A 12,739-nucleotide genomic window follows, 5' to 3' on the forward strand; every position below is an offset into this window, starting at 1 on the left:
GGCGTGCCGAGCCCCGCGTCTCCGGGATGGTCCGCCAGACAGTCCTAGGCGCGGAGGCGCAGTCCGCGGGGGGTTGCGATGAAGCCTGCTCCTTCCAGGAGTGTGCCGAAGGGGGAGGTCAGGGCGGAGGTGCCGTTGACGCGTTCCACCGTGATCGTGCCGAGGGAGCCGGCGCGGGCCGCTGTCGCGAGGGATTCGGCGGCGGCGAGCAGGCGGGCGTCCTGCGTGATGGTGCCGTCCGGGTCGGAGGGCCAGGCCAGCAGGGTCTTGCCGCCACGCTCCATGTACAGCGTCAGCTCGCCGTCGACGAGCACGACCAGCGAGCCTGCCTTCCGGCCGGGCTTGTGTCCTGCGCCGGTCGGGGGCTCGGGCCAGGGGAGGGCCGCGCCATAGGCGTTGGCGGGGTCGGCGGCGGCAAGGACGACGGCTTGGGAGGTTGCGCGGCTGCGGGAGCGGGGGCGGCTGTTCGGGGGGCCGGCGATGTCGGGGAATCCAGGGCCCTCGGAGGAGGTGGCGCGGGTTGAGAAGGCGGAGTTGGCCGAGTCGGCCGAGAAACTGTGGTCGTCGGTGAGGCCGGAGGCGGGTGGGAAGTCGGGAGAGTTCGCGGGGTCGAAGTCCCCCGGGTCGTGGAGGTTGGCACGGTCGCCCGGATGGCTGGGGGCGTTGAAGAAGCTGAGGGGGTCAGTTGGGTCGGGGCTGCTGGGGACGCCGGAGTCATGATCGTCGTCGCCCGGGAAGCCGGGGGTGCGCGGGGTGTCTCGGTGACCGGAGGGGGCGCTGTGGGGTGGGGAACTGGCGTCGCCTGGGAAATCCGGGGTGGTCGAGGACGCGTGGCGGCCGGGAAAGTCTGAGGTGCCTGTGGAGCCGCGGACGACTGGGGAAGTCGAGGTACTCGCGGAGCCGCCGTCGGCCGGGAAGCTCGAGGTACTCGCGGAGTAGGGGTCGCCCGGGAAGGCGTGCTGGTCGGCGTGCTGGTCAGGGAATTCGTTCGGGAGGTCCGGCTCGGACAGGGCTTCGCCCCGGTCCCGGGCGTTCGCCGCCGCGCGCAGGCGGTCCACCGCGCCGTCCATCGCGAACTGGGCCGCGCCGAGTCCTTCGACCACGTATCCACGGCGTGCCTGGCCGCTGTCCTCGAAGGCGGACAGGATGCGGTAGATCGCGGAGAAGCCGCCCTCGACGCCCTCGGCGGCGACAGCGCCCCGGGTCACCACGCCGTGTCGGTCGAGCAGTGTGCGGGCCAGGGCGTGGGCGCGCACCGTGAGGTCGGGCTCACGGTCGGGGAGCAGGGACCAGCGGCCCGCCACGGTCGGCGGGCCGGTACGGGACTGGGGACGTGCGGCGCCGGTCACGGAGCCGTAGCGCCCGCGTGGGGTCGCGCGCTTGGCGCGGTGGGCCGTGGACCCGGCAGTGCGGCCCGAGCCCAGAAGGGAGCGCATCGGGGCGAGCGTGTCGTTCGTGAGCCGTCCCGACCAGGCCAGGTCCCAGACGGCGTCGGCCAGTTGGGGGTCGGTGACGTCCGGGTGCGTGGTCGCGCGGACCTGGTCGGTGATCTGACGGAAGAAGAGGCCGTAACCCCCGGAGAGGGCGTCCAGGATGGATTGGTGGAGCGCGGTCAGCTCCAAGGGGTGCGGGGAGGGCAGCAGCAGCGGGGCCGCGTCCGCCAGGTACAGCGAGACCCAGCCGTCCTTGCCCGGCAGTGACCCGGCCCCGGCCCAGATCACCTCTCCGGCGGCCGTGAGCTCATCAAGGTGTGCAGGGGCGTAACCGGTGACTCGCGACGGCAGGACGAGCTTCTCCAGCGCGGACGCGGGAACGGACGCGCCCTGCAACTGCTCGATGGCGCGCACCAGTCCGTCGATGCCGCGCAGCCCATGCCCGCTGCCGATGTGCTGCCACTGCGGCAGGAACTGCGCGAGCGCCGCGGGCGGCACCGGCTCCAGCTCGTGACGCAGCGCCGCGAGCGAACGGCGCCGCAGCCTGCGCAGGACCGCCGCGTCGCACCACTCCTGACCGATACCCGCCGGATGGAACTCCCCCTGCACGACGCGTCCGGCCGCGGCGAGTCGATGCAGGGCGCCGTCCGTGACGGCCGTGCCGAGCCCGAAGCGGGCGGCGGCCGTCGTCGACGTGAACGGGCCGTGGGTGCGCGCGTACCGTGCGAGGAGGTCGCCGAGCGGATCCTTGACCGGCTCGGTGAAGGCTTCCGGGACACCGACGGGCAACGCCGTGCCGAGTGCGTCACGCAGCCGGCCCGCGTCCTCGATCGCGGCCCAGTGGGCGGCTCCGGCGACCCGGACCCGGATGGCGCGGCGCGAGGCGGCCAACTCCTGGGCCCACTGCGGTTCGGCGCCGCGCTCGGCCAGTTCGGCGTCAGTGAGCGGGCCGAGCAGGCGCAGTCGGTCCGCGACGCCTTCGATGTCCTTGACGCGGCGGTCCTCGGTGAGCCACTGGAGCTCCCGCTCGAGCTCGGTCAGAACATCGGCGTCGAGCAGCTCGCGCAGCTCGGCCTGTCCGAGGAGCTCTGCGAGGAGCCGTGAGTCCAGGGACAGGGCGGCGGCGCGCCGCTCGGCGAGCGGTGAGTCGCCCTCGTACAGGAACTGCGCGACGTAACCGAAGAGCAGTGAGCGGGCGAACGGCGAAGGCTCCGGTGTGGTGACCTCGACCAGGCGCACCTTGCGGGACTCGATGTCGCCCATCAGCTCTGTGAGGCCAGGGACGTCGAAGACGTCCTGGAGGCATTCGCGAACGGCTTCCAGGACGATCGGGAACGAGCCGTACTCGCTGGCCACCTCAAGGAGTTGGGCGGCGCGCTGCCGTTGCTGCCACAGCGGGGTGCGCTTTCCAGGACTGCGGCGCGGCAGCAAGAGGGCCCGGGCGGCGCACTCGCGGAACCGGGACGCGAACAGCGCCGAGCCGCCCACCTGGTCGGTGACGATCTGGTTGACGTCGCCCTTGTCGAAGGCGACGTCCGCGGCGCCGACGGGGGCTTGGTCGGCGTCGTACTCCAGGCCGGCCTTCGTCGGCGCCTGGTCGAGGAGGTCCAGGCTCATCAGGTCGGCGTCGGGCAGTCGCAGCACGATGCCGTCGTCCGCGTGCATGACCTGGGCGTCCATGCCGTAGCGCTCGGAGAGTTTGGCGCCGAGCGCGAGGGCCCAGGGGGCGTGAACCTGGGCGCCGAAGGGGGAGTGCACGACGACCCGCCAGTCGCCCAGCTCGTCGCGGAACCGTTCGACGACGATGGTGCGGTCGTCCGGGATGTGACCGCACGCCTCGCGCTGTTCGGCGAGGTACGAGAGCACGTTGTCAGCGGCCCAGGCGTCCAGTCCCGCGGCGAGCAGCCGGGGCCGGGCCTTTTCCTTGGGGAGGGAGCCCACCTCGCGGAGGAACGCGCCGACCGCGCGGCCCAGTTCGAGTGGGCGGCCGAGCTGGTCGCCCTTCCAGAACGGCAGCCTGCCGGGGACGCCTGGTGCGGGGGAGACCAGTACGCGGTCGCGGGTGATGTCCTCGATGCGCCAGGAGCTGGTGCCGAGTGTGAAGACGTCGCCGACACGGGACTCGTAGACCATCTCCTCGTCGAGCTCGCCGACCCGGCCGCCCCCCTTCTTGGGGTCGGCTCCCGCGAGGAAGACTCCGAAGAGCCCGCGGTCGGGGATCGTACCCCCGGAGGTGACGGCGAGGCGCTGCGCACCGGGGCGGCCGGTAACCGTACCGGCGACGCGGTCCCACACCACTCGGGGCCGCAACTCCGCGAAGGCGTCGGACGGATAGCGGCCCGCGAGCATGTCGAGCACGGCCGTGAACGCCGACTCCGGGAGCGAGGCGAAGGGTGCCGCACGGCGGACCGTGGTGAGCAGGTCGTCGACCTGCCAGGTGTCGAGGGCGGTCATCGCGACGAGCTGCTGAGCGAGCACGTCCAGGGGGTTGGCCGGGACTCGGAGGGATTCGATGGAGCCGGTGCGCATCCGCTCGGTGACCACGGCGGCCTGCACGAGGTCGCCTCGGTACTTGGGGAAGACGACGCCCGTGGAGACCGCGCCCACCTGGTGGCCCGCCCGGCCCACGCGCTGGAGCCCGGAGGCCACGGACGGCGGCGACTCGACCTGGATGACGAGATCCACCGCGCCCATGTCGATGCCGAGTTCGAGGCTGGAGGTGGCGACCACGGCGGGCAGGCGGCCCGCCTTCAGGTCCTCCTCGACGAGGGCACGCTGCTCCTTGGAGACCGAGCCGTGGTGGGCGCGGGCGAGGATCGGTGGGGCGCCCTGCGCCGCGCCCGAGCCGCCCATCAGCTGGGCCGGGGCGTGGGCCTCTTCGAGAGGCTCGCCTGTCGCCCTCTCGTACGCGATCTCGTTGAGCCGGTTGCAGAGTCGCTCCGCCAGGCGGCGGGAGTTGGCGAACACGATGGTGGACCGGTGGGACTGGACGAGGTCGGCGATCCGCTCCTCGACGTGCGGCCAGATGGAGGGTTTCTCCGCGCCTTCGTTGGCATCGGCGACCGGGGAGCCGCCCAACTCGCCCAAGTCCTCGACCGGGACGACTACGGAGAGGTCGAATTCCTTGCCCGACGGCGGCTGGACGATCGCCACCTTGCGCTGGGGCGAGAGGTAGCGCGCGACTTCGTCCACCGGACGCACGGTGGCGGAGAGGCCGATGCGGCGGGCCGGCTTGGGCAGCAGCTCGTCCAGGCGCTCCAGGGTGAGCGCGAGATGGGCGCCGCGCTTGGTGCCCGCCACCGCGTGGACCTCGTCCAGGATCACTGTCTCGATGCCCGTCAGCGCTTCGCGCGTGGCCGACGTCAGCATCAGGAACAGTGACTCGGGGGTGGTGATCAGGATGTCCGGCGGACGGGTGGCGAGGGCGCGGCGCTCGGCGGGCGGGGTGTCGCCGGAGCGGATGCCCACCTTCACCTCGGGCTCGGGCAGCCCGAGCCGCACCGACTCCTGGCGGATGCCGGTCAGCGGGCTGCGCAGGTTCCGCTCCACGTCCACCGCCAAGGCCTTGAGCGGCGAGACGTAAAGCACCCGGCAGCGCTTCTTGGGGTCGGCCGGCGGCGGGGTCGAGGCCAGCTGGTCGAGCGCGGCGAGGAACGCGGCCAGGGTCTTGCCGGAGCCCGTCGGGGCGACGACAAGGACGTCCGAGCCCGCACCGATGGCCGCCCACGCCCCGGCCTGGGCTGCGGTGGGCGCGGAGAACGCCCCCGTGAACCAGCCGCGGGTCGCGAGGGAGAAGCCGTCGAGGGCTCGGTGTGTGGAGCTGACCATGCGTCCATCCTGCACCCGGCCACTGACAATTGCCCTGACCTGCGGAAATGTGATGACGGAGGGCTATGCCGGGCGTGGAAGGCCGTATGGCGGCTGGCGGGAGGCGGGAGGCGGGAGGCGGGAGGCGGGAGGCGGGAGGCGGCAGGCTGCGGGCCGCCGTGGTGCCGGTCGGCTGGGCCGTCTAAGCCGGCGGGAACCGGCCTCGCACGGGCGCTGAGCGCGACCTCGGTCGGTGGGCCGTGGGCTGCCTGCCCGGCCTACGGCATGGGGCCATCGGCACCGCTGGCGCAGAATGGGGGCATGGCGGGTTCGGCGGAGAAGGCGCGGCACTGGCAGTACGCGGAACTGCCGGGTGTCGACCTGTTGCGGGCCCGATACGTCGAGAAGATCTTCGTGCGGCACACCCACGAGAACTTCGTCATCGCCGCCATCTCCGACGGGGTGGAGGTCTTCCACCACGGCGGCACCGATCAGTACGCGGGCCCGGGCACCCTGGCGCTGGTCAACCCCGACACTCCGCACACCGGCCGTGCGGGCGTCCCCGAAGGCTGGCGGTACGGGGCGGTGTACCCGTCGCCGGAGCTGGTGGCCGAGATCGCCGCCGAGACCACCACGATCCGGGGCACCCCAGGATTCACCAGCCCGGTGCTCGACGACCCGTACGCCGTGCGTCTCGTCCACCAGGTGCTCAGGGCCGCGGAGGAGGGCAACGCGCTCGCCGCCGACACCCTGCTGCGGGTCGCCGTGACCCGGTTGCTGCGCCTGAACGGGGACACGCTGCCGCAGCGTCCCGTGCACACCGCCGGCGCCCGGATCGCGGCACGCGCGCGTACCGTGCTGGAGGAGCGGATGGCCGAGCCCCCGCCTCTGGAGCGGCTCGCCGCCGACCTCGGCACCAGTCCGTTCGCGCTGCTGCGCGCGTTCCGCGACGCCTACGGCATGCCGCCCCACACCTGGCTGACCGATGCCCGCGTACGCCGGGCCCGCCACCTCCTGGACACCGGTTCCGCGCCCGCCGAGGCAGCCGTGGCCGTCGGCTTCACCGACCAGCCGCACCTCAACCGCCACTTCACCCGGATCGTGGGCGTGCCCCCGGGCGCTTACCAGCGTGAGCGCAAGAACGTACAAGACGGCGACGGGATGCTGCTCCTACCGTCCGGGGTGTGGCAGAACAGACAGCTCTCGCAGGCACACACAAAGAAGACGGTGGAAAACCCGACGCAGCCGTCGTCCGAGACGCCCTGGGAGTCGGGGTCGCCGTCGGACTGTCCGGTTTCGCCTTCGGGGTGACCTCGGCGGGCAGCGGGCTCACTCTGCTGCAGACCTGCGCGCTCAGCCTGCTGGTGTTCACCGGCGCCTCACAGTTCGCGCTCGTGGGCGCGCTCGCGGCCGGCGGGAACCCGCTCACGGCGGCCGCGGGCGCCTTCTTCCTCGGGGTGCGCAACGCGTTCTACGGACTGCGTCTGTCACAACTGCTGGCCCTCCCGCGCGCGGTGCGCCCGTTCGCCGCACAGTGGGTCATCGACGAGACCACGGCGGTCGCTCTCGCCCAGCCCACCCGTCGTAGCGTCCGCATCGGCTTCACCGTCACGGGGCTCACCCTCTACGTGCTGTGGAATCTCACCACGCTGCTCGGCGCTGTCGGCGCCGAGGCCATCGGAGACACCGATGCCTGGGGACTGGACGCCGCAGGGCCCGCCGTCTTCCTCGCACTGCTCGCACCGATGCTGAAGACCACCACGGAGCGTGTGGTCGCGGGTGCCGCGGTCCTTCTGGGCCTCGGTCTGCTGCCCGTGCTGCCCGCCGGAGTCCCCGTCCTGGTGGCCGCGCTCGCGGCTCCCGTCGCCCTCTACGTAGAGGGCCGCCGCAGTGCGAGGACCGCCAACGAAGCACCAGGGGAGGACCGATGAACATCTGGATCGCGATCGGCGCGACCGCTGTCGGCTGCTATGCCGTCAAGCTCATCGGGCTGCTGGTCCCCGTCGGCGTACTGGAGCGGCCGCTCGTCCAGCGACTCGCCGCGCTGCTGCCCGTTGCCCTCCTCGCCGCCCTCACGGCTCAGCAGACCTTCGCCGACGGGCACGTCCTGGTGGTGGACGCGAAAGCCGCGGGGCTTGCCGCGGCCGCCGTCGCACTGATCCTGCGTGCCCCCTTCCTGCTCGTGGTAGCCGCGGCCGTGCTGGTGACGGCGGGGGTGCGGGCGATGACGGGGTGACGGGGTGACGGGCGGCGTATCAGGTTTCGCGGTGGAGAGGAGTGCAGCAGACCGGCATCGACCTGTCGTCGCCCTGAGTGGCAGCCCTGGTGATCGCGGCGCTGCTCCTCAGGGACAGCCACGACACACGGGCCGGCGGCCGGCCCGTACGCCCGCGGCGTCGCGGCACCCGAACGGTCAGCCGATGGAGCGTCCGTACGCCCGTAGGGTGCGCAGCGCCTCGATCGTCACGATGGGGCGGCACTCCAGGGCGGTGCCCGGTGCCCACTGGCGCCAGCGGATCGGCCAGCCGCCGTCCTCCTGCTGATCGTTCGCCAGGTGGTCGAGTGAGCGCGTCATCTCCTCGTCGGTGAACCACGCGCGCGCGAGTGAGCCCGGGCTCTTCGCGTAGTCGTGGGGGAAATGGTGCTCACCGGGCGCGTAGTCGGGTGCGACCGGGAACGCCTCCAGGCGCTCCGGGTCCAGCGCCGCGAGCCGGTGTTCGCGCACCAGGCGGCCCAGCCGGTCGGCGGCCGCCTCCGCGCGCGGGCGGTCGGGCGCGGAGTCCAGGAAGGTCACGGCGGCCTCGATCTCGTACGGATGGGACTTCTCCAGGGAGTCGATCGCCTGCCAGCAGAAGTCCGTCGCCCGGAACAGCCAGGCGTGCCACACCTCGTTGCGGTGCAGTAGGCCCACCACGGGCCCGGTGGCGAGGAGTTCGCTCGGCGGGTTGTCGACGACCGGCACGAAGGGAGCCGTCGGATAGCCGCGCTGGCTGGGATGGATCGCCGGCAGCGCGCCGTCCGGCGTCGAGACGGCGGTCAGGTAGCGGCACACACGCTCCACGCGCTGTCCTGCGCAGCGCCCGATCGAGTCGAGTACGCGCAGCGCGTGCCCGGTGTGCAGCGGCTGGCTGACAGGGCCGCGTAGATCGGGCTCCAGCGCGTGACCGTAGCCGTCGTCGTCATTGCGGTAGGCGGCCAGCGCGGTTTCCACCGCGTCGGCGCCGCCGACATCGTTGTTCAGGAAGTGGTATTCGAAGCGGCGCTGCTCCAGCACGCGCGCGGTGAGCCAGACGAAGTGCTCGGCGCGCGCGAGCGGGGAGTGCGCCGGGGGCGTCGGGGGGAGTGGGGATGCTCCTGATTCGGCCATGGGTCCGACCGTAGGACGGAAAGCGGTCTCGACAAGGGGTCCCGGCTCGGGCCCACCCTCAGGAGCGGGATACTGGAGTCATGCGGTTGACGGTCTTCTGGCAGCGGATGGCGGATCACTTCGGTGCGGGGTACGCCGAGACCTTTGCGCGCGACCATGTGATGACGGAGCTCGGCGGGCGGACCGTTCACGAGGCGTTGAACGCGGGCTGGGAGGCCAAGGACGTGTGGCGCGTGGTGTGTGCGACTGTGGACGTTCCGCACGAAAACCGCTGACGGGGCACGAAGATCCGGGGGCGGCACTCGATTGTCGGTGGCGTGGGCGAGACTTGCTCCGTGTCCCCGACAGACGAGACCGCTCAGGTCGCCCAGCAGGCATCACCGTTCGGCACGACGCCGCCCGCCGGCCCCCCGGCCGGGGACGCCGCCGCGCAGGGCGGACGCATGCCGCGCTGGCTGCCGCGCGCCATGGTGTTGGCCCTCGCGCTCGTCGCCGTATTCCAGTTGGGCAGTTGGGCGTTCCACGAGCTCACCGGCCTGCTGATCAACATTCTCATCGCGTTCTTCCTGGCGCTCGCCATCGAGCCCGCGGTGAGTCGGATGGCCTCGCGGGGCATGCGCAGGGGGCTGGCCACGTTCCTGGTCTTCCTCGGCCTGTTGATCTTCGCCGCCGGATTCGTCACGCTGCTCGGCTCCATGCTCGCGGGCCAGATCATCAAGATCGTCGAGGACTTCCCGGACTACCTCGACTCCGTCATCAACTGGGTCAACGCGCACTTCAACACCGATCTGAAGCGGGTCGACGTCCAGGAGGGCCTGCTCCGCTCCGACTGGTTGCGCAACTACGTCCAGAACAGCGCCACCGGTGTCCTCGACGTCTCCGCCCAGGTGCTCGGAGGCCTCTTCCAACTGCTGACGATCACGCTGTTCTCGTTCTACTTCGCCGCGGACGGACCGAGGCTGCGCCGCGCGCTGTGCTCGGTACTGCCGCCCGCCCGGCAGGCCGAGGTGCTGCGCGCGTGGGAGATCGCCGTGAACAAGACGGGCGGTTATCTGTACTCGCGCGGCCTGATGGCGCTCATCTCCGGGGTCGCGCACTACATCCTGCTGGAAGCCCTGAGCGTGCCCTACGCACCCGTGCTCGCCGTCTGGGTGGGCCTGGTCTCGCAGTTCATCCCCACCATCGGTACCTATCTCGCGGGTGCCCTGGCGATGCTGATCGCCTTCACGGTCGACCCCTGGTACGCGCTGTGGGTGCTGATCTTCGTCGTGATCTACCAGCAGTTCGAGAATTACGTACTGCAGCCCAAGCTCACCGCGAAGACCGTCGACATCCACCCCGCGGTCGCCTTCGGGTCGGTCGTCGCGGGCTCCGCGCTCCTCGGAGCGGTCGGCGCGCTGATCGCCATCCCCGCCGTCGCCACACTGCAGGCGTTCCTGGGCGCCTATGTGAAGCGGTACGACGTCACGGACGATCCCCGGGTGCACGGTCACCGGGAACCGGGCTCGAGCCCCCTCTTCGCGCGCGTGCGGCGGTTGTTCAGCAGGTGAGGACAGCCCGGCCCCGGGCTCCTGCGGCGGCGCCGCGGTCGAGGTGCGAGGCCAGGGGTTCAGCCGGTGTCGGAGCGCGAACGTACTCTCGGTGATGCCGCGTGGTGCGCTTGACACCAAAATCGAACATCCATTCTCATGGAGTCTCCGGCCGAGTTCTCGACGGGGATTTCGGCAGGGTTTTCATCGAGATGTGCCCGAGTTATCCACAGGCCGGACGGGCGTCGGGGCGCATTGTCAGTGGCAGGCGTTAGCGTCTTTGACGTGAAGCGATCGACTCAAGTAAATCGGGTGGAACCCATGGTAGGAACCGACCGCGAGAAGGCGTTGGACGCCGCACTCGCACAGATTGAACGGCAATTCGGCAAGGGCGCGGTGATGCGCCTGGGCGAACGGCCGAATGAGCCCATCGAGGTCATCCCCACCGGGTCGACCGCCCTCGACGTCGCCCTCGGCGTCGGCGGACTGCCGCGCGGCCGAGTGGTGGAGGTGTACGGCCCGGAGTCCTCCGGTAAGACAACGCTGACTCTGCACGCGGTGGCGAACGCGCAGAAGGCAGGCGGCCAGGTGGCCTTCGTGGACGCCGAGCACGCCCTCGACCCCGAGTACGCGAAGAAGCTCGGCGTCGACATCGACAACCTGATCCTGTCGCAGCCGGACAACGGCGAGCAGGCTCTGGAAATCGTGGACATGCTGATCCGCTCCGGCGCGCTCGACCTGATCGTCATCGACTCCGTCGCCGCCCTGGTGCCGCGCGCGGAGATCGAGGGCGAGATGGGCGACTCGCACGTGGGTCTGCAGGCCCGTCTGATGAGCCAGGCTCTCCGCAAGATCACCGGTGCGCTGAGCCAGTCCGGGACCACCGCGATCTTCATCAACCAGCTCCGCGAGAAGATCGGCGTGATGTTCGGCTCCCCGGAGACCACGACCGGTGGCCGGGCGCTGAAGTTCTACGCCTCGGTGCGGCTCGACATCCGGCGCATCGAGACGCTGAAGGACGGCACCGACGCGGTCGGCAACCGCACCCGCGTCAAGGTCGTCAAGAACAAGGTCGCGCCGCCCTTCAAGCAGGCCGAGTTCGACATCCTCTACGGGCAGGGCATCAGCCGTGAAGGCGGCCTGATCGACATGGGCGTGGAGAACGGCTTCGTCCGCAAGGCCGGCGCCTGGTACACGTACGAGGGCGACCAGCTCGGCCAGGGCAAGGAGAACGCGCGCAACTTCCTCAAGGACAACCCCGATCTCGCCAACGAGATCGAGAAGAAGATCCTTGAGAAGCTGGGCGTCGGTGTGAAGCCGGAGAAGCCCACCGCCGAGCCGGGTGCGGACGCGGCGGTCTCGGTCGCTTCGGACGGGGCCGCGAAGACGGTGCCCGCTCCGGCGGCCAAGGCCTCCAAGCCCAAGACCGCGGCGGCCAAGAGCTAGCCCATGACGCGACGAACCGACTGGGCCGAGTACCCCTACCCTGCTGCCCCGCAGGGGCAAGGGCAGGGGTACGACGGGGGCGTGGGTGGCTCGGCCGGAGACGGCGACAGGGCGTACGGCGGTGACGGGGCGTACGAGGGTGGGACGTCTGGCGCCGGCGGGTTCTACGGCAGCGATCCGGACGGCGGGAAGGCGTCGCCGGAGAGCGGCTCACGGGGCGGCGAAGGCCTGCCTTGGAGCGACGGTTCGCCCAGCGACGGCTCGCGCCGGGGCGGTGGCCGACGCGGTGACGGCGGGACGCGTGGTGGACGAGGGCGTCGGAGGCGTGGCGGTTTCGGTGAGCCGTCCGGCGACCCACAGGACGGAGGCGCCCCTTCCTCGTCGAGGGCCGAGAAGGGGGAGCCCCCACGGGACCCGGTTGAGCAGGCGCGGGCGATCTGCCTGCGCCTGCTCACCGGGACCCCGCGCACGCGGAAACAGCTCGCGGACGCGCTGCACAAGCGCGAGATCCCCGACGACGTGGCGGAGAAGGTGCTGTCACGCTTCGAGGAGGTCGGCCTGATCAACGACAGCGCCTTCGCCGACGCCTGGGTGGAGTCCCGGCATCACGGCCGGGGCCTGGCCAGACGGGCGCTCGTGCAGGAGCTGCGGACCAAGGGCGTGGACTCGACGCTGATCGACGAGGCGGTCGGGCAGCTCGACTCGGAGCAGGAGGAGGCGACCGCGCGCGAACTGGTCGCCCGCAAGCTGCGCTCCACACGCGGCCTCGACCGGGACAAGCGCCTGCGGCGCCTCGCGGGCATGCTCGCCCGCAAGGGCTACCCACAGGGCATGGCCCTGCGAGTGGTGCGCCAGGCGCTGGAGGAAGAGGGCGAGGACACGGAAGGTCTTGGGGACGAAGGGTTCTGATCCGGCGGGGATCTGATCCGGCGGGGTTCTGGAGCCATGTCGGCTTCGGAGCCTCGGAGTTGCTGAGGTGACCGGAACGGCGCCGAGTAATCCGGTGCCGGGTGAACCGAACCGGTTGGCCCGGACCGGCTGGGCAGTTCGGTCCCGGTGACGCGGTGACGCGGTGACGCGGTGACGCGGTGACGCGGTGACGCGGTGACGCGGTGACGCGGTGACGCGGTGACGCGGTGACGCGGTGACGCGGTGAC

General features: G+C 71.4%; 9 protein-coding genes. 7 read left to right on the forward strand and 2 right to left on the reverse strand.

Features of this window, described 5'->3' with window-relative positions:
* Positions 1-44: 44 nt before the first annotated feature.
* Positions 45-5,261 carry an ATP-dependent helicase gene (locus tag AB0N66_RS37925; protein WP_365443869.1) on the reverse strand — a complete coding sequence of 1,739 codons (5,217 nt, stop codon included), beginning with the start codon at positions 5,259-5,261 and terminating at the stop codon, positions 45-47.
* A 300-nt stretch (positions 5,262-5,561) separates the two neighbouring features.
* Between AB0N66_RS37925 and AB0N66_RS37930 the strand changes: the two genes are divergently transcribed.
* The 3 genes from AB0N66_RS37930 to AB0N66_RS37940 are packed head-to-tail and all read left to right on the forward strand — an operon-like array spanning position 5,562 to position 7,476.
* Positions 5,562-6,551, forward strand: coding sequence for an AraC family transcriptional regulator (locus AB0N66_RS37930; protein WP_365443872.1), 990 nt, complete (start codon positions 5,562-5,564; stop codon positions 6,549-6,551).
* Complete coding sequence (locus AB0N66_RS37935) at positions 6,503-7,171, forward strand: AzlC family ABC transporter permease (RefSeq protein WP_365443957.1); 669 nt, start codon at positions 6,503-6,505, stop codon at positions 7,169-7,171. The genes AB0N66_RS37930 and AB0N66_RS37935 overlap by 49 nt, the downstream gene beginning before the upstream one ends.
* Positions 7,168-7,476 carry an AzlD domain-containing protein gene (locus tag AB0N66_RS37940; protein ID WP_365443874.1) on the forward strand — a complete coding sequence of 103 codons (309 nt, stop codon included), beginning with the start codon at positions 7,168-7,170 and terminating at the stop codon, positions 7,474-7,476. Before AB0N66_RS37935 ends, AB0N66_RS37940 begins: the two co-directional genes overlap by 4 nt.
* Positions 7,477-7,653: 177 nt before the next feature.
* Here the strand turns inward: AB0N66_RS37940 and AB0N66_RS37945 are convergent, their stop codons facing one another.
* The gene (locus AB0N66_RS37945; protein WP_365443877.1) at positions 7,654-8,607 is read right to left on the reverse strand and encodes a hypothetical protein; all 954 of its coding nucleotides are present in this window, start codon (positions 8,605-8,607) and stop codon (positions 7,654-7,656) included.
* Positions 8,608-8,687: 80 nt separating this feature from the next.
* Between AB0N66_RS37945 and AB0N66_RS37950 the strand changes: the two genes are divergently transcribed.
* The 4 genes from AB0N66_RS37950 (at position 8,688) to recX (ending at position 12,491) form a co-directional block, all read left to right on the forward strand.
* Complete coding sequence (locus tag AB0N66_RS37950; RefSeq protein WP_365443880.1) at positions 8,688-8,882, forward strand: DUF3046 domain-containing protein; 195 nt, start codon at positions 8,688-8,690, stop codon at positions 8,880-8,882.
* A gap of 60 nt (positions 8,883-8,942) precedes the next feature.
* On the forward strand, positions 8,943-10,157 hold the full coding sequence (locus AB0N66_RS37955) for an AI-2E family transporter (protein ID WP_365443883.1): 1,215 nt from the start codon (positions 8,943-8,945) through the stop codon (positions 10,155-10,157).
* Positions 10,158-10,457: 300 nt separating this feature from the next.
* Entirely contained in the window at positions 10,458-11,582 is a 1,125-nt protein-coding gene (recA, locus tag AB0N66_RS37960; protein ID WP_365443886.1) for a recombinase RecA, read from the forward strand.
* 3 nt (positions 11,583-11,585) lie between these two features.
* Positions 11,586-12,491 carry a recombination regulator RecX gene (recX, locus tag AB0N66_RS37965; RefSeq protein WP_365443889.1) on the forward strand — a complete coding sequence of 302 codons (906 nt, stop codon included), beginning with the start codon at positions 11,586-11,588 and terminating at the stop codon, positions 12,489-12,491.
* The last annotated feature ends 248 nt before the right edge of the window (positions 12,492-12,739 follow it).

Origin of the sequence: Streptomyces sp. NPDC093544, assembly GCF_040683495.1 — a bacterium.
Classification (GTDB): domain Bacteria; phylum Actinomycetota; class Actinomycetes; order Streptomycetales; family Streptomycetaceae; genus Streptomyces.

Bases quoted from the DNA above. Each gene is read 5' to 3' on its own strand.
- AB0N66_RS37925 (WP_365443869.1), bottom strand. From the start codon at position 5,261: ATGGTCAGCTCCACACACCGAGCCCTCGACGGCTTCTCCCTCGCGACC.
- AB0N66_RS37930 (WP_365443872.1), top strand. From the start codon at position 5,562: ATGGCGGGTTCGGCGGAGAAGGCGCGGCACTGGCAGTACGCGGAACTG.
- AB0N66_RS37940 (WP_365443874.1), top strand. From the start codon at position 7,168: ATGAACATCTGGATCGCGATCGGCGCGACCGCTGTCGGCTGCTATGCC.
- AB0N66_RS37945 (WP_365443877.1), bottom strand. From the start codon at position 8,607: ATGGCCGAATCAGGAGCATCCCCACTCCCCCCGACGCCCCCGGCGCAC.
- AB0N66_RS37950 (WP_365443880.1), top strand. From the start codon at position 8,688: ATGCGGTTGACGGTCTTCTGGCAGCGGATGGCGGATCACTTCGGTGCG.
- recA (WP_365443886.1), top strand. From the start codon at position 10,458: ATGGTAGGAACCGACCGCGAGAAGGCGTTGGACGCCGCACTCGCACAG.
- recX (WP_365443889.1), top strand. From the start codon at position 11,586: ATGACGCGACGAACCGACTGGGCCGAGTACCCCTACCCTGCTGCCCCG.